This is a genomic window from Streptomyces sp. enrichment culture (assembly GCF_964272855.1).
Classification (GTDB): Bacteria; Actinomycetota; Actinomycetes; order Streptomycetales; family Streptomycetaceae; genus Streptomyces.
In genome coordinates, this window is sequence record NZ_OZ186847.1 from 7,721,620 (window position 1) to 7,745,653 (window position 24,034).

At 71.7% G+C, this 24,034-nt stretch carries 23 protein-coding genes and 1 riboswitch; of the genes, 18 read left to right on the forward strand and 5 right to left on the reverse strand.

Annotated elements, in window-relative coordinates; translation table 11 throughout:
* Positions 1–173 precede the first annotated feature (173 nt).
* From ACSU6L_RS34390 to ACSU6L_RS34405, 4 genes are read left to right on the forward strand one after another with little or no spacing between them, the layout of a single operon-like run.
* Complete coding sequence (locus ACSU6L_RS34390; RefSeq protein ID WP_437063260.1) at positions 174–779, forward strand: Rv1733c family protein; 606 nt, start codon at positions 174–176, stop codon at positions 777–779.
* 40 nt (positions 780–819) lie between these two features.
* Complete coding sequence (locus ACSU6L_RS34395; protein ID WP_437063262.1) at positions 820–2,211, forward strand: nicotinate phosphoribosyltransferase; 1,392 nt, start codon at positions 820–822, stop codon at positions 2,209–2,211.
* Between the two features lie 11 nt (positions 2,212–2,222).
* Complete coding sequence (locus tag ACSU6L_RS34400; protein WP_437063264.1) at positions 2,223–2,507, forward strand: DUF1876 domain-containing protein; 285 nt, start codon at positions 2,223–2,225, stop codon at positions 2,505–2,507.
* Between the two features lie 34 nt (positions 2,508–2,541).
* Positions 2,542–3,000 (forward strand): Hsp20/alpha crystallin family protein, encoded by a 459-nt coding sequence (locus ACSU6L_RS34405; protein ID WP_437063266.1) that lies wholly within the window; start codon positions 2,542–2,544, stop codon positions 2,998–3,000.
* Positions 3,001–3,282: 282 nt separating this feature from the next.
* Here ACSU6L_RS34405 and ACSU6L_RS34410 read toward each other — a convergent pair whose 3' ends face one another.
* A complete protein-coding gene (locus ACSU6L_RS34410) occupies positions 3,283–3,966 on the reverse strand; it encodes a CBS domain-containing protein (RefSeq protein WP_437063268.1) in 684 nt (227 codons plus the stop codon).
* A gap of 170 nt (positions 3,967–4,136) precedes the next feature.
* On the opposite strand from ACSU6L_RS34410, the gene ACSU6L_RS34415 reads away from it, so the two are divergent.
* The 5 genes from ACSU6L_RS34415 (at position 4,137) to ACSU6L_RS34435 (ending at position 11,614) form a co-directional block, all read left to right on the forward strand.
* A complete protein-coding gene (locus ACSU6L_RS34415; protein ID WP_437063270.1) occupies positions 4,137–5,012 on the forward strand; it encodes a universal stress protein in 876 nt (291 codons plus the stop codon).
* Between the two features lie 60 nt (positions 5,013–5,072).
* On the forward strand, positions 5,073–7,472 hold the full coding sequence (locus ACSU6L_RS34420) for a glycoside hydrolase family 65 protein (protein WP_437063272.1): 2,400 nt from the start codon (positions 5,073–5,075) through the stop codon (positions 7,470–7,472).
* A 114-nt stretch (positions 7,473–7,586) separates the two neighbouring features.
* Positions 7,587–8,456 (forward strand): potassium channel family protein, encoded by an 870-nt coding sequence (locus ACSU6L_RS34425; protein WP_437063274.1) that lies wholly within the window; start codon positions 7,587–7,589, stop codon positions 8,454–8,456.
* A complete protein-coding gene (locus ACSU6L_RS34430) occupies positions 8,453–11,074 on the forward strand; it encodes a cation-translocating P-type ATPase (RefSeq protein ID WP_437063276.1) in 2,622 nt (873 codons plus the stop codon). The genes ACSU6L_RS34425 and ACSU6L_RS34430 overlap by 4 nt, the downstream gene beginning before the upstream one ends.
* Before the next feature lie 102 nt (positions 11,075–11,176).
* Positions 11,177–11,614, forward strand: coding sequence for an Hsp20/alpha crystallin family protein (locus tag ACSU6L_RS34435; RefSeq protein WP_437063278.1), 438 nt, complete (start codon positions 11,177–11,179; stop codon positions 11,612–11,614).
* Here ACSU6L_RS34435 and fdhF read toward each other — a convergent pair.
* Both fdhF and ACSU6L_RS34445 read right to left on the reverse strand, forming a co-directional pair.
* Positions 11,586–14,261, reverse strand: a complete 2,676-nt coding sequence (gene fdhF, locus ACSU6L_RS34440) for a formate dehydrogenase subunit alpha (protein WP_437063280.1) — start codon at positions 14,259–14,261, stop codon at positions 11,586–11,588. The genes ACSU6L_RS34435 and fdhF overlap by 29 nt on opposite strands.
* The gene (locus ACSU6L_RS34445; RefSeq protein ID WP_437063282.1) at positions 14,258–15,946 is read right to left on the reverse strand and encodes an NAD(P)H-dependent oxidoreductase subunit E; all 1,689 of its coding nucleotides are present in this window, start codon (positions 15,944–15,946) and stop codon (positions 14,258–14,260) included. Before ACSU6L_RS34445 ends, fdhF begins: the two co-directional genes overlap by 4 nt.
* A gap of 283 nt (positions 15,947–16,229) precedes the next feature.
* On the opposite strand from ACSU6L_RS34445, the gene ACSU6L_RS34450 reads away from it, so the two are divergent.
* On the forward strand, positions 16,230–17,393 hold the full coding sequence (locus ACSU6L_RS34450) for an MFS transporter (protein WP_437065146.1): 1,164 nt from the start codon (positions 16,230–16,232) through the stop codon (positions 17,391–17,393).
* Here ACSU6L_RS34450 and ACSU6L_RS34455 read toward each other — a convergent pair.
* Entirely contained in the window at positions 17,288–17,833 is a 546-nt protein-coding gene (locus ACSU6L_RS34455) for a hypothetical protein (RefSeq protein ID WP_437063284.1), read from the reverse strand. The two genes, ACSU6L_RS34450 and ACSU6L_RS34455, sit on opposite strands and share 106 nt — an antisense overlap.
* A 180-nt stretch (positions 17,834–18,013) precedes the next feature.
* On the opposite strand from ACSU6L_RS34455, the gene ACSU6L_RS34460 reads away from it, so the two are divergent.
* The 7 genes from ACSU6L_RS34460 (at position 18,014) to ACSU6L_RS34490 (ending at position 23,119) form a co-directional block, all read left to right on the forward strand.
* Positions 18,014–18,202 (forward strand): hypothetical protein, encoded by a 189-nt coding sequence (locus ACSU6L_RS34460; protein ID WP_437063286.1) that lies wholly within the window; start codon positions 18,014–18,016, stop codon positions 18,200–18,202.
* 247 nt (positions 18,203–18,449) lie between these two features.
* The gene (locus tag ACSU6L_RS34465; protein ID WP_437063288.1) at positions 18,450–18,911 is read left to right on the forward strand and encodes a DUF6153 family protein; all 462 of its coding nucleotides are present in this window, start codon (positions 18,450–18,452) and stop codon (positions 18,909–18,911) included.
* 91 nt (positions 18,912–19,002) lie between these two features.
* Positions 19,003–19,680: a DUF305 domain-containing protein gene (locus tag ACSU6L_RS34470; RefSeq protein ID WP_437063290.1), complete on the forward strand. Its 678-nt coding sequence runs from the start codon at positions 19,003–19,005 to the stop codon at positions 19,678–19,680.
* A gap of 129 nt (positions 19,681–19,809) precedes the next feature.
* Positions 19,810–20,685 carry a F510_1955 family glycosylhydrolase gene (locus ACSU6L_RS34475; protein ID WP_437063292.1) on the forward strand — a complete coding sequence of 292 codons (876 nt, stop codon included), beginning with the start codon at positions 19,810–19,812 and terminating at the stop codon, positions 20,683–20,685.
* A gap of 191 nt (positions 20,686–20,876) precedes the next feature.
* Positions 20,877–21,260, forward strand: coding sequence for a BlaI/MecI/CopY family transcriptional regulator (locus ACSU6L_RS34480; RefSeq protein ID WP_437063294.1), 384 nt, complete (start codon positions 20,877–20,879; stop codon positions 21,258–21,260).
* Positions 21,257–22,168: a M56 family metallopeptidase gene (locus ACSU6L_RS34485; protein WP_437063296.1), complete on the forward strand. Its 912-nt coding sequence runs from the start codon at positions 21,257–21,259 to the stop codon at positions 22,166–22,168. The genes ACSU6L_RS34480 and ACSU6L_RS34485 overlap by 4 nt, the downstream gene beginning before the upstream one ends.
* A 441-nt stretch (positions 22,169–22,609) precedes the next feature.
* Positions 22,610–23,119 (forward strand): metal-sensitive transcriptional regulator, encoded by a 510-nt coding sequence (locus ACSU6L_RS34490; RefSeq protein WP_437063298.1) that lies wholly within the window; start codon positions 22,610–22,612, stop codon positions 23,117–23,119.
* 38 nt (positions 23,120–23,157) lie between these two features.
* Here the strand turns inward: ACSU6L_RS34490 and ACSU6L_RS34495 are convergent, their stop codons facing one another.
* Positions 23,158–23,451, reverse strand: a complete 294-nt coding sequence (locus ACSU6L_RS34495) for a heavy-metal-associated domain-containing protein (protein WP_437063300.1) — start codon at positions 23,449–23,451, stop codon at positions 23,158–23,160.
* 156 nt (positions 23,452–23,607) lie between these two features.
* A riboswitch (cobalamin riboswitch) is annotated at positions 23,608–23,756 on the forward strand.
* A gap of 31 nt (positions 23,757–23,787) precedes the next feature.
* Between ACSU6L_RS34495 and ACSU6L_RS34500 the strand changes: the two genes are divergently transcribed.
* Entirely contained in the window at positions 23,788–24,024 is a 237-nt protein-coding gene (locus tag ACSU6L_RS34500) for a CbtB domain-containing protein (RefSeq protein ID WP_437063302.1), read from the forward strand.
* The last annotated feature ends 10 nt before the right edge of the window (positions 24,025–24,034 follow it).

The window sequence follows — 24,034 nt, forward strand, 5'->3', positions numbered from 1 at the left end:
CGAGCGAGCTGCCGTACGGGTACTCCTGGCACGGCCTCGGAGGCACACGTTGCCCGGCGCGACCGGATGTCGTGCTGCCAAGGACCTTCGGCCCCTGTGAGCGGGACCCGCTGCTGTTCGATGATGGGACGGGGTGACGGGGGAACGGCCGGCGACCTGCTGGAGGCCGAGACATGAGTACGCAGAATCCGCCGCACGCGTCCGGCCCACCCTCGCCACGCCAGGAGCACGTGCCTAAGCGGGCGAACCCCCTGTGCCGTACGTCCGACAGGTTCGAGTCCTGGTTCCGCCGCTTCCTGATGCTGGTCCTCCTCCTCGGGCTGCCGGCGGCCGCGCTGGGCGCGGGGCTGACGGCGTACGAGGCGTCGATGCGCAGCGCGCAGGCCCAGTCAGTGGAACGGCACGAGGTCACGGCCCGGCTGACGTCGACCGTCAAGGGCGTCACCGCGGACGGGAAGCAACGGGCGGCGGTCCGCTGGACCGACGGCAGCGGTGCGGTACGGACCGGCACGACCCTCGTGACATCCGGAACGCCCAAGGGGACCTCGGTGCGGGTATGGGTGGACCGGGACGGCGGCATCACCGGTCCGCCGATGAGCGAGCTCGCCGCGAGGACCAATGGCTGGTTCGTGGCCGGCATGGCGGCGGTCGGCGTGGTCGCGGGCGTCTACGCGGCGCGCGCGGGCGTGCGCCATGTGCTGGACCACGGAAGGTACGCGCAGTGGGACTCCGAGTGGGACCTGGTGGAGCCCCTGTGGTCCGCGCGCTTCCGCCGGTGACCGGCAGGGAACCCGGACGGGAGCCGAGGAGGCGACGCCGATGTCCGATGCGACGACCACCGATCTGTACGAAGTGACGATGGCCATGTCCTACCTGCGGGAGGGCATGACGGGTCCAGCGACGTTCAGCCTCTTCGTCCGCGACCTGCCGGCCGAGCGGGGCTTCCTGGTCGCCGCGGGGCTGGATTCGGCCCTGGACCACCTGTCCGGCCTTCATGTCGGACCGACGGACGTCGACGCTTTCGCTGCCGCTCTGAACCGGCCGCGGCGGGATCTGGAACCCCTGCTGGGGCTGGAGTTCACCGGCGACGTGCGGGCGGTGCCCGAGGGGCGGATCGTCCTCGCCGGAGAGCCCCTGCTGGAGGTGACCGCTCCGCTTCCGCAGGCGCAGTTCGTCGAGACATACGTGCTCAACCAGCTCAACCACCAGACGGCGATCGCCTCCAAAACCGCACGCTGCGTGCTCGCGGCGGCCGGGCATCCGGTCGTGGACTTCTCCCTGCGGCGCACCCACGGCCCGCAGGCCGGGTTCCAGGCGGCCCGGCTCGGGGCGATGGCCGGCTTCGCCGGGACCAGCAACGTGGCGGCTGCCACGACCTTGGGGATCCCCGCCATCGGTACGATGGCCCACTCCTTCGTGGAGGCGTTCGCCACCGAGGAGGACGCTTTCCGTGCCTTCGCACGTGCCCACTCCGGCCCGCTCACGTTTCTGGTGGACACGTACGACACCGAGGAAGGCGTCCGCGTCGCGGCGCGCGTCCTGCGGGACCTGGGCCGCGGGCCCGGCTCGGCCGTACGGCTGGACAGCGGCGACCTCGGAGCCCTGGCGGCACGGGCGCGCGCCCTCCTCGACGAGGCGCAGCTGCGGTACGTGGGAATCGTCGTCAGCGGCGGTCTCGACGAGTACGCCGTCGACGACCTGGTCCGCTCTGGCGCGCCGATCGACACGTACGCCGTCGGCACCCGCGTCGGGGTCTCGGCCGACGCGCCGTACCTGGACTCCGCGTACAAGATGGTGGAGTACGACGGACGGCCGGTGATGAAGCTCTCGTCGGCGAAAGTGACCGCACCGGGCCCCAAACAGGCGTTCCGCCGTCCGGGCTGTGCCGACGTGATCGGGCTCGCCGACGAGCAGCCACCGGATGACGGAGAGCCGCTGCTGGAAACGGTGATGAGGGACGGACGACGCACCGGCGCCAGGCCCACGCTCGGCGAATGCCGACAGAGATTCGCCGCGGATCTGGCCGCGCTGCCGAAGGCGGCCCGCCGGATCCGGGAACCCGTGCCTCCCCGTGCGACGGCCTCCGAGCGGCTGCGCGAACTCACCGACCGGGTCCGGCAGCGCATCGAGATACACATGTCGGCCGGTTCGCCACGGCCCCCGGAACCAGAACCGACCACGCGCGGACCGCACCGGTCCGCACCGAGGTGAGGAGGGAAACGATGCCGCACACGGCGGAGTGGAAGGTCCGACTCCACCTCTTCGAGGACGACGAGGGAACGACGAAGGCACACGTGGTGCTGGACACCGGCACCATGGCGCTCACCGGCCAAGGGACCGCGCACTGCCATCCGGCTGACGCGAACGTACCGGAGATCGGCGACGAACTGGCGGCAGGCAGGGCGATGAACAACCTGGCCCAGCAGTTGCTGAACGCGGCCGAGCGCGACATCGAGGGTGTGGGCGCGCCGCGGACGACCCGTCAGGTCGTCGGATGGCCCACATGAGCGACACCGGCACAGCAAGCCGAGGAGTATCACCATGACCCAACCCGCACGACACACCAGGCATGGGCTGCCCGCAGCCTGGCATGAGCTGGAGGATCTCCGCACGCGCATGGACCAGCTCATGCACGCCGTCTTCCCCGTCGGCGGTTACCCCGAGTTCGGCACGGCCGGGCCGTGGGCGCCGCTGGCCGACGTCGTGGACACCGAGGACGCCTACCTGGTGGAACTGGAGCTGCCCGGCGTGGAGAAGGACCAGGTCACCGTGGAGGTCGGCGAGGGCGAGCTGGACATCCACGGTGAGATCAAGGAGAGGGAACACACCGGGGTGGTCCGCAGGCACTCCCGTCGCATGGGGCAGTTCGACTACCGCACCACCCTGCCGCCGAACTCCGACACCGAGCACATCAGCGCGGACCTGACGAACGGAGTCCTCACGGTGCGCGTCCCGAAGACCGAGCAGGGCAAGGCGCACCGCGTCGAGATCACCGGCTGAGCCGGAGCGGGACCCGCCGCCGGAATCCGCCCCGGTTCGCGGGAGGCGGCGTCGCTTCTCCGCGAGGGGCCGGCGGTTCCGCCGTCGGCCCCTCGCGCGACCACCTTCCGGGACGGACGTGCCGGCCAGTGCCCTCGGCCGGACCACCCCGCGCACGGGTGCGGCCTGTCGCCCCCTGCGCCTGGGCTACGGCCCCAAAGGACCCCGCCCCCCGCCGCCCGGTCTCGGAGGTACTCGGCATCCAGCCCTGACCCGCCCTCGGCGACGGGCACACGACACGGGTCAACGAGGTGGGGTGTCCTCGGGCTCGTCCGGACCGGCCGACCCGCCGGTGAGATGCGGCTCGACGTCCACGACACCCTCCACGGCGCGCACGAGACGTGCGGCGACCGAGATGAGCGAGGTGTCCTGGATGTGCCCGCGGAGGACGACGACACCTTCGTGCACGTCCACGTGGATGGCGTGGCTGAAGCCCGGGAAGAGGTAGGCCACCACGGTGCGGCGCACCTCCTCCTCGATGTCCTCGTCCGGCCGCAGGAAGACCTTCAGCAGGTCGGCTCGGCTGACGATGCCCTGGAGCATGTCCACCTCGTCGACCACCGGCAGCCGCTTGACGCCGCGGACGGCCATGATCCTCGCCGCCTGCGCCAAGGTGGCATCGGGGTGGACCGTGATCGCGGGGGTGCTCATGAGCTCCCCCGCCGTCACCGCCCCCGCCTTCGCGAGGTCGGACAGCCGCCGACGGCTCTCGAAGAGGCTCGGGTCGCTGTCGTGGAACTCCTCCTTGGGCAGCAGGTCCGCCTCGGACACGACGCCGATGACGCGCCCGTCACCCTCCAGGACCGGCATGGCACTGACCTTCCACTGCTCCATGGTCCGGACGATCTCCTTGAAGGGCGCCTCGCGTCCCACGGCCACGACCGTCCGGGTCATCACATCGCTCACGATGTGCGGGGTCTCGGGCACGGCGAACCTCCTCACGCCACCTGTCTCCACGATCGTCGCAATCCGGCACGGTGCCAACCCGGGCCGAGAGGCGCCCTGCGGGAGCCGGCCCACGTGTCGCGACGGAGCCCGCGCGGTGCGACGGTATTGACAGGGCCTCGTGGCAGCGGCCGGGTAGGAAGGTGGTAGCCATGGAACTGCCGCTGGTGGTGGGAGTCGACGGATCGGATCCCAGCCTGCAGGCCGTGGACTGGGCCGTGGACGAGGCGGCCCGCCGCAGGCTGCCGCTGCGGCTCGTCCACGCCTCGCTGTGGGAGCGGTACGAGGGAAGCCGCCCCTCCTTCGGTACCGACCGTCCGGCGGAGGAGATCATGGCCCAGCACATCGCCGCGTCCTGCGCGGAACGTGCCCGGCTGCGCGACCCTGAGGTCGAGGTCTCGACCGACGTACTGCCCGAGGACGCCGTGTCCGCTCTGCTGCACGCGGCCAACGAGTCCTCCGCCCTGGTCATGGGCTCCCGCGGCCGTGGAGAGGTCGCCGGGCTGCTGCTGGGCTCGGTCAGCCTCGCGGTGGCGGCTCGTGCCGTGTGTCCGGTCATCGTGGTCCGCGGCGGGGAGCGGAACCGGCAGGGGGCCTTCGGACGGGTGGTGGTCGGCGTCGGAGACTCCACACAGGGTTCGGCCGCCCAGCGGTTCGCCTTCGCCGAGGCCGAGGCGCGCGGCTGCGCCCTGCACGCCGTACGGGCCTGGCGCCGCCCTGCCCACGAGCACGTGGACCACCCCCTCATCGCGGACGATGCCGCGGGTGCGCACGAGGAACGGGCCTCCGCCCTCCTCACCGACGCACTGCGTGCCGTCGTTCGGAATCACCCACAGGTCGACGTGCACCGCCAGGCGGTCGAAGGCCCCGCACACAAGGTCCTCCTGGACGCCTCGGCCGAGGCCGACCTGGTGGTGGTCGGTGCTCTGCGGCGGCACGGCCCCTTCGGACTGCAGCTCGGCAGGGTGGCGCACGCCCTGCTGCATCACGCCGGGTGCCCGGTGGCCGTCGTCCCGCAGCGGGTCTGAACCCGGGCGCGCGCCGCGCGCTCCCACACATCTCGTCGGGGGAGACGGGGAGGGCGACGGATGCCGGAGTGGACATGGGAGTACGAGGGGTACGACCCCGCTGCCGAGCGCTTGCGTGAATCACTCTGCACGCTCGGCAACGGCTGTTTCGCCACACGGGGCGCGGTTCCCGAGCGCAGGGCCGGTCTGGTGCACTACCCGGGAACCTACGCGGCCGGGTGCTACAACCGCCTGGAGTCGACCGTGGCGGAACGGCGCGTGGTGAACGAGGACCTGGTCAACCTCCCGAACTGGCTGCTTCTGCGGTTCCGTATGCGCCGCTCCGAGGGAGCGTGGGGCTCGTGGTTCTCCCCGGACACGCACGCCCTTCTGGAATACCGGCACGTCCTGGACCTGCGTCGGGCCACGCTCACCCGCACACTTCGCTTCCGGGACGACGACGCGGGGGTGCTCGGTGTCGAGCAGACCCGTCTGGTGCACATGGGGGATCCTCACCTGGCCGCGCTGCGGACGGTCTTCACGGCCGAGGACCGGGCGGGAGAGATCGAGATCGAGTCCTGTCTCGACGGCGAGGTGATCAATGGCAACGTGCACCGTTACCGCGCCCTCGACCGGAGCCATCTGACGCGTGTGCGGGCGGGGACGCGGGAGCCCGACACGGTCTGGCTGAGCTGCCGCACCAGCACCTCGGACATCGGCGTCGCCATGGCCGCCCGGACGGTTCTCGCCGAAGGGGCCGCGGTCTCGTCGGGCTTCCCCCCGGCCCGCCGTCGTGCGGTGCACCGCCTGGTGGTCCCGATCGCCCCGGGCCGGCCCGTCGTCGTGGAGAAGACGGTGGCCCTGCACACCTCACGCGACACGGCGATCAGCGACCCGCTCGGGGCAGCGGCCGACCGGGTGTCCACGGCCGCGGGCTTCCCGTCCCTGGTGGACTCGCACGTCGAGGCGTGGGAGCGGCTGTGGCGGCGCGCGGAGCTCCGGGTTCCCGGCGAGGCCGGCCGCGTCCTGCGCTTCCACCTCTTCCACGTCCTTCAGACGCTGTCCCCGCACACCGCGGACCTGGACGTGGGCGTGCCGGCCCGCGGGCTGCACGGCGAGGCGTACCGGGGGCACGTCTTCTGGGACGAACTGTTCGTCCTGCCGTATCTCAACCTGCACTTCCCGGATGTGTCCCGGGCGTTGCTGGACTACCGGTACCGGCGCCTCCCGCGCGCCTGCCGGGCCGCTGCCGCGACCGGCCGAGTCGGGGCGATGTACCCCTGGCAGAGCGGCAGCGACGGCCGGGAGGAGACCCAGGAGTGGCACCTGAACCCCCGCTCAGGGCGCTGGCTTCCCGACCACTCCCGGCTCCAGCACCACGTGGGCTCGGCGATCGCCTACAACGTGTGGCAGTACTGCGAGGCCACCGGCGACACCGAGTACCTGCACACCAAGGGCGCGGAGATGCTGGTGCAGATCGCCCGCTACTGGGTGGACCTCGCGGCCTTCGACCCGGCCACGGGCCGCTACCGCATCTGCGGCGTCGTCGGCCCCGACGAGTACCACGACAGCTACCCGGGAGCCGACCGGCCGGGACTGGACGACAACACGTACACCAACGTGACCGCCGCCTGGGTCCTCACCCGCGCCCTGCACCTGCTGCGGCACCTTCCCGCCTGGCGGCGGCGGGAACTGCTCGAGCGCGTCCGGCTGGACGCGAGCGACCTGCCGAGGTGGGAGGAGGTCTCCCGGCGGCTGCGGGTGCCGTTCCACCAAGGCGTCATCAGCCAGTTCGACGGCTATGACGACCTCACCGAGCTGGACTGGGACGCCTACCGGGCACGCTACGACAGCATCCGGCGACTGGACAGGATCCTGGAGGCCGAGGGCGACACGGTCAACCGCTACAAGGCGTCCAAGCAGGCCGACGTCCTCATGCTCGGCTACCTGTTCTCGCCCGCCGAGCTGGGGCAGCTCTTCCGCCGCCTCGGCTACGAGCTGGACGACGAGGTCTGGCGCGGGACCGTCGACTACTACCTTCGACGCACGAGCCACGGCTCCACGCTCAGCGGGCTCGTCCACGGCCTGGTCCTCGCCCGCGCCAGTCGAGCCGAGGCGTGGCAGTACGTCCAGGAAGCCCTGGAGGCCGACATCGCCGACATCCAGGGCGGCACCACCGGCGAAGGCATCCACCTCGGCGCGATGGCCGGCACCCTCGATCTGGTCCAGCGCGGACTGACGGGACTGGAGACGCGCGAGGACGCCCTGTGGCTGGATCCGGTGCCTCTGCCGGCACTGTCCGAGTACGGGTTCTCGCTCCGTTATCGCGGCCACTGGGGTGTCGGCGTACGACGCCGGCGCGGACAACTGGAGATCCGCGTCCCCGACTCGGAGGAGTCACCGATCCGCGTGGTGCTGGCCGACCGGGCCGTCACCGTCGCTCCCGGAGAGACCTGCACGCTGATGCTGCCGACGAGTTGATCCGGTGGGATGCGGCCCGGGAGCGCGGCGATTCGTCCCCGCGGTGGCGTCGTGATCCGCCTACGCTCCGGGAGCGGGGGTCGGCTTGGGGGGACACGGCCGTGGGAGGCGCGCGTGGAGTGGTTGATCTCGCTGCTGGGCGCGGGGCTCGTCATGGTCACCCTGCGGGACCTGTTCCACACCCTCTGGCACCCCACCCGTCACGGCGGGCTGAGCCGCCTCGTCATGACCGCCCTGTGGCGACTGGCCCGGCGCTTCCGTGCCCGCAGGCGGGTGGTCGGACTGGTCGGACCGCTCGCCATGATCACGGTCGTGGGCATGTGGGCCGCCACCGTCATCCTCGGCTGGGCCATCGTCTACTGGCCCCACATGCCCGGGGCGTTCACCTTCTCGCCGGGTTCCAAGGCGGCACAGGAGCCCGCGTTGCTCGACTCGGTGTACCTGTCGCTCGTCACCGTCGCGACCCTGGGGCTGGGGGACATCGCGCCCGGCGAGGGATGGCTCCGCCTGGTCTCGCCGCTGGAGGCCCTTGTCGGCTTCGCCCTCCTGACGGCGACGGTCTCCTGGGTGCTGGAGATCTACCCGGCGCTGACGCGCAGGAGGGTCCTGGCCATCCGGCTGGCGCTGCTGCGCGACGCGGGACCGGCGACGCGGCAGATCGACTGCACCGCGGGGGCACTGCTGCTGCACAGCGTGGCCGTCGAAGTCGCACGCGTCCGGATCGACTTCACGCAGTACGCCGAGGCCTACTACTTCCATGACGGGGAGGACCACTCGTCGCTGGCCGCCATGGTCGGCTACGCCGCCGAGCTCGCCGACCACGCACAGGCGGCGACGCGGCCCGAGGTACGACTGGCGGCTGATCTGCTCGCCGGTGCGCTGAGAGACCTCGCCGCCATCCTCGACCAGCGTTTCCTCCACACGGGCGGCGCACCGACGGACGTTTTCGCCGCCTACGCCGCCGACCACGGGCGGGCGTCATGAACGGGCACGGGGACGGCCGGACCTCCGGCGCGGGCCAAGGCGGCCCCCGAAGCACGCCCCACCCGGGCCTGTCGTCGGACGAGGCCGCGCGGCGGCTGGAATCGCACGGGCCCAACGAGATCCCCGCCGAGCCGCGGGTCCCGGTGTGGCGGCGGGTACTGCAGCAGTTGCGCGACCCGCTGATCCTCGTCCTGCTCGTGGCCGCCGCCCTGACGATCGCCACCGGCGACCTCTCGGATGCCGCCGTGATCCTGCTCGTGATCACCGTGAACACGGTGGTCGGCGTCGTGCAGGAGGTACGGGCGGAACAGGCGGTGATGGCCCTGTCCGTGATGAGTGCCCCCGCGGCCAGGGTGGTGCGGGACGGCGAGGAACGCTCCATCCCGGCTGCCGAGGTGGTTCCCGGTGATCTGGTTCTGCTGGCCGAGGGGGACATCGTTCCGGCGGACGCGGACGTGCTGGCAGCGACGTTGCTGCTGGCGGACGAGTCCTCGCTCACGGGTGAGTCCGTGCCGGTGGAGAAGACACCGGGCGGTGACGATGCGCGCGGGGCGGTGTCGGCGGGCACGGTCGTCGTCCGTGGCCGCGGACGTGTCGTGGTCACGGCCACCGGTGCGGACAGCGCACTAGGCCGGATCGCCTCCCTGATGGGGGCCGCGCCCGGGCTGACTCCGCTCCAGCACCGGCTGGCGAGGTTCGGCCGGACACTGGCGGCCGTCACCGTGGCGCTGTGCGCGGTGGTGCTCGCGCTCGGGCTGGTGCGCGGACAGCCCGTGGAGCTGATGATCGTCGCGGCGATCAGTCTCGCCGTCGCCGCCGTTCCCGAATCCCTCCCCGCTGTGGTGACCCTCGCGCTGGCCCTGGGAGCACGGCGGATGGCCGGCCGGCACGCCGTCGTCCGCCGACTGCCGGCGGTGGAGACGCTGGGCTCGGTGACCGTGATCGCCACCGACAAGACCGGCACCCTGACCGAGGGCCGGATGGTGGCCGAGCGGCTGTGGACACCGCTCGGACAGGCAGCGGTCGTGGGCACGGGCTACGACCCCGAGGGCCGGGTGGTCCGCGACGGCGAGACGGTGACCGCGGACGACGCACCCGACCTGGCCGCGCTGCTGCGGGTGGCGACGCTGTGCAATGACGCGGCACTCGAGCCCCCGTCGGACGGGACCGCGCAGTGGAGTGCGCTGGGCGATCCCACGGAGGCCGCCCTGCTGGTGGCCGGCGCCCGCCTCGGGCTGGACCGGGCGGTGTTGGACCGTCAGCTGCCGCGGCTGGAGGAGATTCCGTTCGACAGCGACCGCAAACGCATGACGACCGTGCACCGCCGACCGGAGGGCGGTGTGCTGGTCGCGTGCAAGGGTGCGCCGGAATCCTTGCTCCGGCCGCAGACACTGGCCGACGTGCCCGACGTCGTCTTCCGGGCAGCCGCACAGGCGGAGGCGCTGGCACGCCGTGGGTACCGCGTACTCGCCGTCGCCTCGGCCGACCATGAGAACCCGGTGCGGCGGCCCCCGACATGGGAGTCGGGCCTGACACTCCTCGGGCTCGTCGGCATCCTGGACCCGCCCCGCAGCACCTCCGAGCAGACCATCGCCGCCTGCAGACGGGCCGGCATCGTCCCCGTGCTGATCACCGGCGACCACCCGCTCACCGCACGGGCCATGGCCGAACGTCTCGGCATCGCCTCCCATGACGAGGAAGTCACCACGGGCGGACGCATCAGGGAAGGCACGGCGGGCGACCTGACGGACGTACGGGTCTACGCCCGGACCACTCCCGAGCAGAAACTGGACATCGTCCAGGCGTGGCGCGGCGCCGGGCAGGTGGTGGCGATGACGGGGGACGGCGTCAACGACGGCCCCGCCCTGCGGCGGGCGGACATCGGCGTCGCCATGGGACGGCGTGGCACCGAGGTCGCACGCCAGGCGGCCGATCTCGTGCTCGCCGACGACAACCCGGCCACCATCGTGTCCGCCGTCGAGGAGGGACGCCGTGTCTCCGCGAACGTGCGCCGGTTCCTGCTCTACGGGCTCTCCGGCGGTACCGCGGAGATCCTGGTCATGCTCCTCGGTCCGTTCCTGGGGATGCCGCTGCCGCTGCTGCCCGCTCAGATCCTGTGGATCAACCTGCTCACGCACGGCCTGCCCGGTGTCGCGCTGGGCGCGGAACCCGTCGCCCCGGACGCGATGCGCCACCCGCCCCGGCCGCCGGAGGAGAGCGTGCTGGGCGCCGGCCTGTGGCTGCGGATCCTGCTCATGGGCACCTTCATCGCCACGGTGACCCTCGCGGTCGGCATCTGGGCCCAGGAGACCGGACGACCCTGGCAGTCCATGGTGTTCCTGGTCCTCGGCGCCACCCAGCTCGGCGTGGCGCTCGGCTCCCGGGCCCGCCCCGGCAGCCTGGCCAACCCCTTCCTGCTGGTCGCCGTGGGCGTGGCACTGGACCTCCAGGCCGCCGGCGTCTACTTGCCACCTCTGCGGGAACTGCTGGGCACCGAACCACTCCCACCCACCGACCTGGCCATCGCCTGTGCCCTGTCCGGTCTCGGCCACGTCGTCATGCGCCTGCAGGCCCGGCTGAAACCGGAACGCCCACCCAGCGGTGCGGGACGTCGCTGACCGGCCGGCAGGGCCGACCGGGCCGGGTACGGGGACCGGTCGGCCCATGCGTCCGCGGGCTCGGGCGGGGAACCCTGGATGTGGGGAGAAGGAGGCACAGACATGAGCGCTACGACCGACCGGCTCCCCGTCCGACCCGCACCGTCCGACCCGTCCGACTGGCTGGAGGCGGGATTCCCCGAACTGGACGCCATTCCGGCGACGCACGGGATCCACGTCGAGGAACGCCTGGCGGACGACAGGTTCGTGCTGCAGGCCGAGCTTCCGGGGATCGACGCCGAGGAGATCGAGATCACCGTCGCGGAAGGTTGCCTGACCCTGCGTGCGGAACCCATCGGTGAGACCACCGATCAAGGCGCCGCGATATTCCACTACGGGCACTTCACCCCGCTGCCGCCCGGTGCCAGGAGCGACGGGGCGACGGCCGAGTGCGAGCACGGTGTCCTGACCATCACGATGCCGGTGCAGGAGGCGACGACGGGCATCAGGACCATCCCGGTGAGCAAGCCTCTCACTGCGTCACCACACGCACGGCCGTGACCTTGTACTCGGGGCAGGACGTGACGGTGTCCGAGTGGTCCGAGGTGAGGCGGTTCACCCCGCTCGCGGGGAAGTGGAAGGAGCTGAAGACCTGGCCGGGGGCGGTCTGTTCGCTGATCCGGGCGACGAGCCGGGCCTGACCGTGCCGGCTCTCCACGGTGATCCGCGTGCCCTCCCGGACGCCGTACCGGAGAGCGTCGTCCGGGTGCAGGTCGAGGCAGTCGACGGGGTCCAGTACGAGGTTGCCGCCGCGGCGGGTCATGCTGCCGGAGTTGTAGTGGGCCCAGCGCCGCCCGGTGACCAGGATCAGCGGATAGCGGTCGTCGGGCTGTTCACCGGGTGGGAGGTACGGGGCCGCGGTGAGGCGGGCCCGTCCGTCCGGTGTGGCGAACCGTTCCGTGTAGAGCTTGGCCTCTCCCGGGTGGCCGGGGGCCGGGCAGGGCCACGGTACGGCGCCCTCCCGGTCGAGCCGGTCGTGGGAGAGGCCGGCGTAGACGGACGCGACCCGTCCGCACTCGGCCAGGGCCTCGGCCGGAGTCGTACAGCCGAGGTCGGCCCCCATCATGTCGGCGAGGGCCTGTACGACGTCGAAGTCGCTGCGTGCCTCGCCCGGCGGGGGCACGGCGGGGCGCACGCGCTGGAAGCGGCGGTCGAAGTTGACGAAGGTGCCGTCCTTCTCCAGCCAGGACGCGACCGGCAGGACCACGTCGGCGCGGCGGGCCGTCTGGGAGAGGAAAAGCTCGCTGCACACGACGAGCGGGCACGCCTCCAAGGCGGCGGCCACCAGGTCGCTGTCGGGGTCGGTGGCGCAGACGTCCTCACCGATGACCCACAGGGCCCGCAGGTCGCCCGCCCGCGCGGCGGCGAACATCTCCGGGATGCGCATTCCCGGGCGCCCGGGAACCGGTACGCCCCAGACCGACTCGGCCCGGGCCCGTCGGGCGGGGTCGGTCACCTTGCCGTAGCCGGGCAGGAGGTCGGGCAGCGCGCCCATGTCGGAGGCGCCCTGGACGTTGTTCTGGCCGCGCAGCGGGTTGACGCCGTACCCGCGGTCGGTGCCGACGGCGCCGCGCAGGATCGCCAGGTTGGCCAGGGACCGCACTCCGTCGGTGCCGTGCAGGTGCTCGGTGACGCCCAGGCCGTAGACGATCGCGGGCCGTCGGGCGAGGCCGTACAGCCGGGCGGCGGCGATCAGGTCCGCTGCGGGAACTCCGGTGATCTCCGCCACCCGGTCGGGCGGATACTCCTCCAGCAGCTCGGTCAGCTCCGGCAGGCCGGTGGCCCGCTCGCGCAGGAATCCCTCGTCGGACAGCCCTTCGGCCAGCAGGACGTGGGCGAGACCGTGGAAGAGAGCGACGTTGGTGCCGGGCCGGGGCCGTAGATGTACGTCGGCGTGCAGGGCCAGGCCCACGGCGCGCGGGTCGGCGACGACCAGCTTGGCCCCGCGCAGCACACGACGCAGCAATCGCGCGCCGACCACCGGGTGGGCTTCGACGGGGTTGGCGCCGACCACCAGCAGGCAGTCGGCTCGCTCCACGTCGTCGAAGCTGTCGGTGCCGCCGGAGAGCCCGAAGGAGGCGGTCAGCCCGGCGGCGGACGGGGAGTGGCACAGGCGGGAGCAGTTGTCGACGTTGTTGGTGCCGATGACGGTCCGCATGAATTTCTGGAGGAGGTAGTTCTCCTCGTTGGTGGCGCGGGCCGAGGAGATCGCCGCGACCGCGTCCGCGCCGCCGTCCGCGACGGCCGCGCGCAGCCCTCGGGCGACATGCCCGAGCGCCTCCTCCCAGCTCACCGGTTCGAGGTTGCCGTCACGCCGGAGCAGAGGGCGGGTGAGCCGTTCGGGAGAGGTGAGGTAGCCGTGGGCGAAGCGGCCCTTGACACAGGCATGGCCCTTGTTGACCGGGCCGTCCGGGGCAGGCAGCACAGCAGTGACCTCGCCGTGGGACGCGACGACGTCGAGGGAGCAGCCGACGCCGCAGTATCCGCACGTCGTACGGGTCGCGGTCGGCCGGTGGGCGGACGTGAGGCCGCGCCCCGGTCCGGGCTGGGTGATCGCCCCGGTGGGGCAGGTGTCGACGCAGCCGCCGCAGGCCACGCAGTCCGAGTCGGCCCAGAGGCCGCCGGTGCCGGGAGCGACCACGGTGTCGGCGCCACGACCGGTCAGCGTCAGCGCGAAGGTGCCCTGTACCTCGGCGCACATACGGACGCACCGCCCGCAGGCGATGCACAGGTCCCGGTCCAGGTGGACGTACGGGTGGGAGTCGTCCCCGCCCCGGCCTCCGGCGCCCCGTGCCGACTCGGGGCCGATGCCCGACGACCGGCAGACATGGGCCAGTTCGCTGGGACTGTCCTCGGCGAGAGCACGGGAGGGCAGTGCGGAGACGATGACCTCCACCGCGTCCCGGCGCAGCTGCCGGAGGTCTTCAGCCGCGGTCTCCACGCGGACGCCGGACGCGGCCGGGGTCACGCAGGCCGCCACGATCCGTCCGTCGGCCCGCACCAGACACGTACGGCAGGAACCGGCCGGGCTCAGCCGATCGTCGGAGCAGAGCGCGGGCAGCTCGGCGCCCGCCGCCCGCACCGCCGAGAGAAGTGAGGCCCCCTCGGCGACGGCGACCCTGACACCGTCGACCTCGACTTCCGTCATGGTTCCCATCCCGCGAGCCGGCCCCCGTAGGCCCGTGCGAGACTGTGCACCGCGGGCGGAACGCGCCGTCCGAAGGCGCACAGGCTCGCCTCGGCCAGTACACGCGAGAGCCGCCCCCATTCAGGCCCGGGCGGGGTGCCCGCGCAGGCCAGCTCCAGGCCGCGGCGCGAGCCCACGCGACAGGGTGAGCAGGCGCCACAGCTCTCCGCCGCCGCGAACTGCCAGATGTGCCGCAGCACCTCCTCCGGGGCCACGCGCTGGTCGAAGGCGACCAGCCCCGCGTGGCCGAGCGCGGCACCACGGGCCGCGAGAGCGGCGGTCGTCAGCGGTACGTCCAGCGCGTCGGCGCCGAGGAAACCGCCGAGCGGCCCGCCGACCTGCACCGTGGCCAGCTCGCCGCCGTCCTTCAGGCCGCCGCCCAGCTCGGTGACGATCCGCAGCAGTGGCGTGCCCAGCTCGACCTCGTACGCCCCCGGCCGGGCGAACCGCTCCGACAGACACACCAGCTTCGTCCCGGTCTCGTCCCGAGTGCCACGCCGGGCGTAGGCCGCTCCGCCGCGGGCGACGATCCAAGGGACGGACGCCAGGGTCTCCACGTTGTTCACCACCGTCGGCGCATCCCACAGGCCACGCCGGGTCGGGTACGGCGGGCGCGGACGGGCGCAGCCCCGGTCGCCCTCCAGGCTTGCGATCAGGGCGGTCTCCTCACCCGCGACGTAAGATCCGGCGCCCTCCACCACCGTCACGTCCAGGCCCGTGTCCGTGCCGTGCACCGACACGGACCCGAAGTGTCCGTCCTCGTACGCCCGTCCGACCGCCTCCCGCATCCGCGCCAGCGCACGCGGATACTCCGAGCGGACCAGCACCACACCCCGGCGGGCCCCGCACGCGAAGCACGCCAGAGCCAGGCCCTCCAGTACGCGCTCGGGGTCCGCCTCCATCAGCAGGCGGTCGGCGTAGGACCCGGGATCCCCCTCGTCCCCGTTGGCCACCACCACGGTACCGGGCGCCCGGCCGGCCGCCTCCCACTTCGCCGACACCTGGAACCCCGCGCCGCCACGCCCCCGCAGCCCGGACGCGGCCACCTGCCGTCGGACCTCGTCGGGGTCGCCTGCCGTCACCGTCGGCGGCCACACCTGCCACGGGGCCTCGCCGGCGACCACTCCGCCCAGGAGCACGGGATCGCCGGTGCCGTCGGCGGCCGGGATCTCCGGCGCCCGCGGGGGCTCACGTCCCGCGAGCTGGCCGGCCAGCGTCGGCCCGGTGCAGGGCGTGGCACCGTCGAGCGCGGCGGGCCCCGCGTAGCAGTACCCGAGACAGCGGACGGACTGAAGCGAGGTCTCACCGTCCGGCGACACCCCGCCCGCGGCGACACCCAACGCGTCCTCCGCCTCGGTGAGGTGCCGTCCGGCACGCGCGGCGAAGCACGCCGTCGCCGCGCACACCCGGACGTGACGGCGGCCGTGCGGGGCGGCGAGATCCGCGTAGTAACTGGCCGGTCCGAGCGCGGAGGCAGCAGGCAGGCCGATACCGGCGGCGACGGCCGGAGCCCAGGTTCCAGGACTGTCCGCCGTTCCCGCCCTGACGTCGGCCAGCGCCTCGATCAGCCTGGTTCCCGGCCGCCCGCGCCGGTCGTCCAGGGCCCGGAACGCATCGAAACGGTCCGCAGAATCCGCCGGAACCATGACTTCATCGTGGAGTCGGATCCGGAGGCCCGCAATCGGGGGCGTCCGCTCCCGTCGCTCGACTTCCCCGGCCCTCCTGCCGCACCACATGCGCCGGGCGAGATCACTCGGAGCGGCGGGCGCGTCGGGCGGATGGGCGGGCGGATACGCATCAGCATCGTGAGACGGACCAACGAGTCACCGAACGGCCGGGAAACCCGGCCCGGAGCATGGAGGAGGCCCCGTGAGCCGCACGTCGACGCCGAGAACCGGTGGAACGGCGGCAGCCGCGCAGCCACAGCGGATGCTCGCCCTGGCCACGGCCGGATTCATGCTCTGCTTCTGGGCGTGGGCACTGCCGGCGCCGCTCGGCCCGACGCTCCGCGAGGAACTGGACCTCACCTCGTTCCAGCAGTCCCTCGTGGTGGCGGTTCCCGTGATCGTCGGCTCGCTCGGCCGGATCCCCGTGGGCGCCCTCACCGACCGCGTCGGAGCGCGTCGTATGTTCCCCTTCGTCGCCGCCCTCACCGTCCTGCCGGTTCTCTACCTCGGCCACCTCGCCGACTCCTTGGCCGAGGTGCTGGCGGGCGGCTTCTTCCTCGGCTTGGGCGGCACGACCTTCGCGATCGGCGTGCCGTTCGTCAACGCCTGGTATCCGCCCGAACGGCGTGGACTGGCGCTCGGGATCTTCGGCATCGGGACCGGCGGCACCGCCCTGTCGTCCTTCACCACCGTGCAGCTGGCCGACGCCGTCGGGTACGCGTTCCCGTTCGACCTCGTCGCAGCCCTCCTGGCCGGCTACGCCGTGGCGGCACGTCTCCTGCTGCGCGACAAGCCCGACCGCCCCGTACCGCCCGGTTCGCTGCTCGCGCGCACCACGGCGACCCTTCGCATCCACGCCACCGCGCAGCTGGCCTTCCTCTACGCCGTGTCCTTCGGCGGATTCGTCGCCTTCAGCGTCTACCTGCCCACCTACCTCACCACCGCCCACGACCTCGGACGGTCCGACGCCGCCCTGCGCACGGCGGGCTTCGTCGTCCTCGCCGTGGCCATGCGCCCGGTCGGCGGCTGGCTCTCCGACCGGCTGCACCCCGTTCCCGTGCTCGTCGTCACGTACGCCGTCATCGCGGCTCTCGCTCTCCTCGCCGCCTTCGAGCTGCCGCTGATCCCTGTCGGAACCTTCGCCTTCCTCGTCATGGCGGCCGCCCTCGGCGCGGGATCGGGTGCCGTGTTCGCGCTCGTCGCCCGCCTCGTGCCCCCCGATCGGGTCGGCTCTGTCACCGGCGTCGTCGGCGCCGCCGGAGGTCTGGGCGGCTTCTTCCCGCCCCTGGCCATGGGGGCCGTCTACGGCGCCACCGACGACTACACGTGGGGATTCGTGCTGCTGGCAGTCACCGCGGGCGCTGCCGTGGCCTTCACGACGACCGCGGTACGGCGCGAAGCCGGGCGGTCGTCGCGCCACACGTAGTCCCGCCCACTGGCGCCCTCACCAGCGGGTGACCCTGCCGGAACGCTGTCGGCGGGGCAAGCGCCGGGAGCGGGCCGGGTACGCGGCTCGGTCGCCGGTCGGCCCCGCTGCTGCTCGGGCACGTCGGCGCAGCCGGGGTAGTAGACGTACCGGTCGCGCGGCTTGCTCAGCTGCGGCCGAGTGGTGGCGAGGATCTCCATGGGGCTGCGGTCGTCCAGCGGCAGACCGTTGTACTTCGCGGCCTCCGCCGCCCACATGCGCTTGAGCTCCTCGAGTTTCTCCGGGTGCTCGGCGGCCAGTTCCTTGTTCTCCGAGAGGTCCCCGCGCAGGTTGTACAGCTCCCAGACGTCCTGTTCGAAGTGGCTCCAGTTGGAGGGGGCCGGCGGATGCGCGGTCGCCGCGTGCCAGCCGTCGTGCCAGATCCCGCGGGTGCCGAGCATGGTGCAGAACTGCGTCTGCCGCGGCCGTCCAGGCCTTCCTCGCCACCATCCCGGAGGTCGGCGCCCTGGCGGCCCTGTACCGGCTCGCCGTCGTGCCGGCCGCGGACGCCGACCTGCCTGGGTCGACCTGGTGGCGGTGCTCTCGGCCGCCTCGATGACCCTCGGCCACCGGGCCGTCGCGTGGCCCCCCTCTTCTACTGCCTGCGCTGGATCGCACCGGCGTTCCTCGCGCGCGGATCTTCGGACGAGTTCCGTACGACATCACGGACGGCCGCCGTGACCGCCTACGGGGCGGTCGCCACATCCGTCGTTCTGGGCCTGCTCGGCGGGACCGTTCTCGACGTATTGGGCGGACCGCTCGCGCCCTGATCGCCCAGGGGTGCCGTCGCTGGGCAACAGGATGGGTACGCGCGGAGCAGTGGCTCGTCGGCCAGCGGGTGCACGGCCGCACCGGCGCCGCCGAGTATCAGCGGAGGATGGCGGCGCCGGCCCGGGGTGAGCGAGTACCCAGAGGCCGCAAACGATCGGCGTAGACGCCGAGCACTGAGCGGCGGCGCACACTCTCAATCCACTTAGTAGTATCCCTGGTACGTCGAGCACGGAGGACAGGCTGAGCATGAGAGGGCGGCTGCGCGCGGGAGGGGCCTTCGGTCACCTACTGCTGGTCGTCATGCTCACGCTGGGCGTGTTCGCCATGCACACGATGGGCCACCCGGAAGGATCGTCCGGACACGGCATGACCGGTGCCGTCCCCGCAGCCGCGGGTGCGCACCAGGACGGCATGGCCGAGAAGGCCGTGTCCGCTGGGGCCCTGGCCCGTTCGGCGGCGATGGCCGAGACGGCCGAGCACGGGACCGGGGCGTCGACTGACCCGTCGCCTTTCCCGAGCGGCATGGATCTGATGTCCGTGTGCGTGGCTGTGCTCACGGTGTGGTTGCTCGGGCTGTTTCTGCATGCGGTGGTCATCCGCCGGCGAGAGCGGTGCACCGCCCTTCTGGCTCGGTCGATGGCCCTGGCGCGCCCCTGTACTCCACCGCCGAGACCACTCCTCTCTCAGTTGTCAGTTCTGCGGATATAGGCCGAACCGCCGCGCGGCGCATTCGGTGCTGCCCGCGCAGACGCGTACGCCATCACGCAAACAGGAACTGACCACAAGAGGTACTTCGCGCATGACTGCCTACAAGCACGCCCTGAACCGCCGTCTCCGCCGCCGTCTCACGGTGGTGGGCGCCGTCATGGCGGGCGGGCTGGCCCTCGCCGCCTGCGGTGGGAACGACATGGAGGGCATGGACCACGGCAGCGGCGGCTCCGCCTCCGCCACGTCCTCCCAGACTGCGGGTGACAACCCGGCCCCCGGGGCGTTCAACGACGCCGACGTCACGTTCGCGCAGGCGATGATCCCGCACCACGAGCAGGCCCTCGCGATGTCCAAGCTCGCGAACGGCCGTGCCTCCGACGCGGAGATCAAGACGCTGGCCACGGACATCGAGAAGGCCCAGGACCCCGAGATCCGGACCATGAAGTCGTGGCTCGACGCCTGGGGCAAGCCGGAGTCCGCCGAGGAGAGCATGCCCGGCATGGACCACGGGGCCGGCGGCATGGATCACTCCCAGATGTCCGGAATGATGTCCGACGAGGACATGAAGAAGCTGGAGGCCGCGAAGGGCACCGAATTCGACCGGATGTTCGCGGAGATGATGATCGAGCACCACAAGGGTGCGATCACCATGGCGGAGGACGAGCAGAAGAACGGCCGTGACGCCACGGCCAAGAAGCTCGCCGCCGATGTCGTGGAGGCCCAGTCCGCCGAGGTCGAGAAGTTCGAGAAGATCCTCGACCGGCTCTAGCCGCGTCATCCGCTGACCGCCCAGGACTCCGAGGCGCGCACCCGAGGACTCCGGGCGGTCAGCTCCCCATGCCGGCATGACCGTGACCGGCGGTCGCCGCTTCAGCGCATCCGTATGCCCCGAGGAGACATGAACAAGCGCCCTGCCGCCGCGGCAGTCACTTCCCTCGCCCTTTCCCTCGCTCTCGCCGCATGCTCCGACAGCGGAGACAGCGGAGACAGCGCGGACTCGACCGGTTCGTCCGCCGCTTCCGGCACGGTCGTGAGCCACATCCACGGTCTCGGTCTCGACCCCGCCGATCAGCGCCTCTACGTCGCCACCCACGAAGGCGTCTACACCCCCGATACCGAAGGAGGCCCCGAGCTGGTCGGTGAGAGCAAAGACGACTTCATGGGATTCACCGTGGCCGGTGACGGTACCTTCTACGCCAGCGGCCACCCGACCTCTGGAGGCAACAAGGGGCTCATCAAGAGCACCGACGCCGGCAAGAGCTGGAAGTCCCTGTCCTTGTCCGGTGAGTCCGACTTCCACGCCCTGGACTTCGCCCACGGCACGGTCTACGGCTACGACGCCACCAATGGCCTGGTGCGCACCACCAAGGACGGCGTCACCTGGAACGACGGTGCGCGGCTCCAAGCCCTGGACATAGCAGTCAGCCCCACGGATCCCGGCGTTGTCCTGGCCACCACCGAAGAGGGAGTCGCCCGAAGCAGCGACGCCGGAAAGACCTTCGCCCAAGGGCGCGGGCCGGCGATGGCCTTCCTCTCCTGGAGCGCGAAGGACGCCCTCTACGGCATCGACACCTCCGGCAACCTGAACCGCAGCACGGACGGCGGCGCCACGTGGAAGAAGGCGTCCACCGTGCCTGGTGGCCAGCCGCAGGCTCTCACCGCAGTCGATGCCGAGCATGTCCTCGCCGCCACTCGGACCGGGGTCTTCGAGTCGAAGGACGGCGGCAAAACCTTCGAGCGGCGCCTGGCCGTCACGTCGAGTGGGGGCCACTGACCAGGGACCGGGAGCCGCCCGCCATTCCGACGAGCACGGCGCACATCGGCTGTCCATGCCGATGTGCGCCGCCAGGCAGACGGTGGAGCTGAACCGCGTCACTCACCACGGGTGTTGTGTCGCAAAGGCCCACCCGAACGGCCGTCTACTATGGCATTGCGTATTCGGTGGCGAAGGGAAAAGAGCAGGCCATGAGGCGGCTGGGGGATCTCGAAGCGGAAATCATGGATCGGCTCTGGACGTGGAACCGCCCGGCGACGGTGCGCGAGATCGTCGACGACATCAACAAGAACCGCCCGATCGCGTACACCACGGTGATGACCGTCACCAACATCCTTTACACCAAGGGCTGGCTGCTGCGCGGCAAGCAGGGCCGGGCCTGGCTGTACGCGCCGGTGCGCAGCCGGGAGGCGTACGCCGCCGCGCTGATGGAGGACGGGCTGGGGGAGAGCAAGGACCGCCCCGCCGCACTGGTTCACTTCGTGCAGAACATGTCCGAGGAAGAGCAGGCCGCCCTGCGCAAGGCCCTGCGGAACGTGGCACGCGAGAAAAACTCGGAGAAGGCGGACTCTTGAACGCGGCACCCGCCTTGGTCGCATACACGGCAGCGCTGGGCATCGGCGCTCCGCACCTGCTGCTGCGCGCCGCCTGGCCTCATCGGGCCCCGGCCCTGGCGGCTGCCGTGTGGCAGATCCTGGCGGTGTCGTTCTCGTTCGGGGTCGCGCTCTCGGCAGCGACTCTGGCCATGCCGGCCGAGCACCTGCACGCAGGCCTGCTGGGTCTCCTGCACCCCTGCGGACTGGACGTCGGGGTGGGGGGCCCGGACGCGGAAACCGGGGGTCGTCTGGCGGTCGGCGTTCCTGCCGCGATCGGGATCTTCCTCGTCGGCAGCTTCGCCTTCCACGTCGTACGAGCCCGTCAGGCGCGGAGCGAGCACCGGGAGGCCGTCGACTTGGTGGGTCGTCAAACGGCCCGCCTGCGTGCCACGGTCCTGCCGTACGACGTCCCTGCGGCCTACTGCCTGCCGGGCCGTGACCCCCGGATCGTCATCAGCGACGCGGCTGTGCGCAGGCTGACGCCCGAGCAGCTGGGCGCCGTGCTGGAGCACGAGCAGGCGCATATCGCAGGACGCCACCACCTGGTCCTGGCCGCGGCGGAAGCGTTCTGCTCGGTCTTCCGGTGGGTGCCGCTGGCCCGCCATGCCAGAGAGCAGACGGCGCTGCTGCTGGAGATGATCGCCGACGACCGGGCCTTGCGCAGCCACTCCAGCGAGGTGCTTGCCACCGCGATGTACGAGATGGCCACGGCTCGCGCGCCCAAGGGCGCATGGGCGGTCAGCGGTCAGACCACCTTGATCCGTCTGAAGCGCGTCCTCGGCCCGCGCAGGACTGCGCATCCGGCGCTGTGCGGCACTGTCGCCGTCGCGGCCGCGACAGTGCCGCTGCTGCCGCTGCTGGTCGCCTGCCCGCCGGGTCTCGGCTGACCTGTCCTCATGAGGCACGCGTGACTGAAGTGGCTTGCGAGCCTATTACTAAGCGACTAAGTGTTTCCGCAACCAGTAGATGTGACGGCGCGAGGCGGGGAACAGGATCGTGTCCGGCGTCAGGCCCACAGGGACCGTGCCGATGCCGCCGGGCGTCGGCCGACGCCGCCCAGCCGTGCCCGCATAGCCACGATCGGGATGGCCGCCGGCTCCGTGAGCCTCCTGCCGACGCAGAGTCAATCAGCGCCCCAGCCACGGTGGACGAGGTGCGCAAGCAGGTAAAGCTTCTGTACGAGCAGGCCGAGGCTCCCACCGAGGAGTGCAACGGCATCGTCGAGAAGCAGAAGAAACTGCGGCACGAGGTGGACGGCGCCGGCGCAGACCGGGGGCCGAGGCAGTTCTCCGCCTGTGCGGCGCCCTGTGACCATCCCCTTGGCGAGTATGACGCCGCCGGAGCAAGCCGAGGCCGAGCAGGACCCGCCGGGCTACCACAACGACAAGGACGCCGCCCGCAAAAGGCTCCGTCGCATCGAGGGTCAGATCCGTGGCTTGCGGCGTATGGTCCAGGACGATCAGTACTGCGTCGACGTACTCAACACCCAAGTCGCCGCAGCTACCAAAGCCCCTCCAGGCCGTGGCCATGCACCTGATGGAGGAACACCTCGACCCTCGCCGCAGCTCAGTAACCGCATCGGCGCTGGTCGCCTTGATGGCTTCGGCGAAGTGAGGGCGCCGCGCGCCACGCCGTCCCAGGCGACGACCACCGCCGTGTGCCCCTTCGCCTCCGCGGCAGCCTTGGCCTCGTCCAGCTCCCGCGGCAGCTCGATGGCCCACTCCATGGTGCCGTGGAGGACGGCGCCATCTTGGTGGCCATGCTGGTCATATGCGCATCTTCTGGCGAGGCCGGGACATACGGCGTCCGTGTCAGCGGTGCCGTACGTCCCGGCGTGAGCGAACCGCGTACCCGAAGTGCAGGGCCCGGGCGGCCGTCAGGCGCGGCCGACGAGCTCGTACCCCGCCTCGTCGACGGCGGCACGGACGGCCTCCTCGTCGAGCGGCTCGGCGGAGACGACGGTCACCTGGCCGGTCTTGGCGACGGCCTGGACCGAGGTGACCCCGTCCAGCGCGGAGATCTCCTTCGACACTGCGCCTTCGCAGTGGCCGCACGTCATCCCCGACACCTGATAGACGGTGGTGACTCCGGCGGTCTGGATGTCGACCGTGGTGCCGGAGCCACAGGAACCGGAGCCGCAGCAGGAGCTGGTGGTTGTCTCGGCGGTCATGGCTTCTCCCTCAGGTAGGGCTGCGTGGAGTCGTTCGACGGCAGGGCAGGTGGTGGCTGCCCGACCTCCACGACGATAACACGATACCCCCAGGGGGTACCTCTTCACCTGTGGTGCTGCCCACACGATCTGTTTACGAGGCGCCTTTCTCGCTAATTTACTTAGTAGGCGCCGCGGTGCCCGCGGCGACAACTTCACATCGAGGCGACGGTGAGCAGGAACCCGGTGAGAATCCGGGGCGGTCCCGCCACTGTGACCGGGGTCGGCCCCGGGAGTCAGACACTGACCCGTCGTCCTCCTGAACAGCGGGGCGTGTGCACCCCGCGAGGAGGTTCCATGAGTGCTTCGGCGGCTCCGCAGGCGCGACCGGTCACAGGTCTGGTCGTCCACCCGCTGCGAGACGGACTGATAGCTGTCGCTGCGGTGATCCTCGCCCTGGTCGCTCTGGACGCGGTCTTCCTGGACCAGGGCGCGCTGCTGTCACCGGTCCTGGGCAAGGTCGCGTCGTCCGTGAACTACGTCCACGAGTTCGCCCACGACGGTCGGCACCTCTTTGCCGGCCCCTGCCACTGAAGGGCGTGCT

Bases quoted from the DNA above. Each gene is read 5' to 3' on its own strand.
- ACSU6L_RS34390 (WP_437063260.1), top strand. From the start codon at position 174: ATGAGTACGCAGAATCCGCCGCACGCGTCCGGCCCACCCTCGCCACGC.
- ACSU6L_RS34395 (WP_437063262.1), top strand. From the start codon at position 820: ATGTCCGATGCGACGACCACCGATCTGTACGAAGTGACGATGGCCATG.
- ACSU6L_RS34400 (WP_437063264.1), top strand. From the start codon at position 2,223: ATGCCGCACACGGCGGAGTGGAAGGTCCGACTCCACCTCTTCGAGGAC.
- ACSU6L_RS34405 (WP_437063266.1), top strand. From the start codon at position 2,542: ATGACCCAACCCGCACGACACACCAGGCATGGGCTGCCCGCAGCCTGG.
- ACSU6L_RS34415 (WP_437063270.1), top strand. From the start codon at position 4,137: ATGGAACTGCCGCTGGTGGTGGGAGTCGACGGATCGGATCCCAGCCTG.
- ACSU6L_RS34420 (WP_437063272.1), top strand. From the start codon at position 5,073: ATGCCGGAGTGGACATGGGAGTACGAGGGGTACGACCCCGCTGCCGAG.
- ACSU6L_RS34430 (WP_437063276.1), top strand. From the start codon at position 8,453: ATGAACGGGCACGGGGACGGCCGGACCTCCGGCGCGGGCCAAGGCGGC.
- ACSU6L_RS34435 (WP_437063278.1), top strand. From the start codon at position 11,177: ATGAGCGCTACGACCGACCGGCTCCCCGTCCGACCCGCACCGTCCGAC.
- fdhF (WP_437063280.1), bottom strand. From the start codon at position 14,261: ATGACGGAAGTCGAGGTCGACGGTGTCAGGGTCGCCGTCGCCGAGGGG.
- ACSU6L_RS34445 (WP_437063282.1), bottom strand. From the start codon at position 15,946: ATGGTTCCGGCGGATTCTGCGGACCGTTTCGATGCGTTCCGGGCCCTG.
- ACSU6L_RS34450 (WP_437065146.1), top strand. From the start codon at position 16,230: ATGCTCGCCCTGGCCACGGCCGGATTCATGCTCTGCTTCTGGGCGTGG.
- ACSU6L_RS34455 (WP_437063284.1), bottom strand. From the start codon at position 17,833: ATGCTCGGCACCCGCGGGATCTGGCACGACGGCTGGCACGCGGCGACC.
- ACSU6L_RS34465 (WP_437063288.1), top strand. From the start codon at position 18,450: ATGAGAGGGCGGCTGCGCGCGGGAGGGGCCTTCGGTCACCTACTGCTG.
- ACSU6L_RS34470 (WP_437063290.1), top strand. From the start codon at position 19,003: ATGACTGCCTACAAGCACGCCCTGAACCGCCGTCTCCGCCGCCGTCTC.
- ACSU6L_RS34475 (WP_437063292.1), top strand. From the start codon at position 19,810: ATGAACAAGCGCCCTGCCGCCGCGGCAGTCACTTCCCTCGCCCTTTCC.
- ACSU6L_RS34480 (WP_437063294.1), top strand. From the start codon at position 20,877: ATGAGGCGGCTGGGGGATCTCGAAGCGGAAATCATGGATCGGCTCTGG.
- ACSU6L_RS34490 (WP_437063298.1), top strand. From the start codon at position 22,610: ATGACGCCGCCGGAGCAAGCCGAGGCCGAGCAGGACCCGCCGGGCTAC.
- ACSU6L_RS34495 (WP_437063300.1), bottom strand. From the start codon at position 23,451: ATGACCGCCGAGACAACCACCAGCTCCTGCTGCGGCTCCGGTTCCTGT.
- ACSU6L_RS34500 (WP_437063302.1), top strand. From the start codon at position 23,788: ATGAGTGCTTCGGCGGCTCCGCAGGCGCGACCGGTCACAGGTCTGGTC.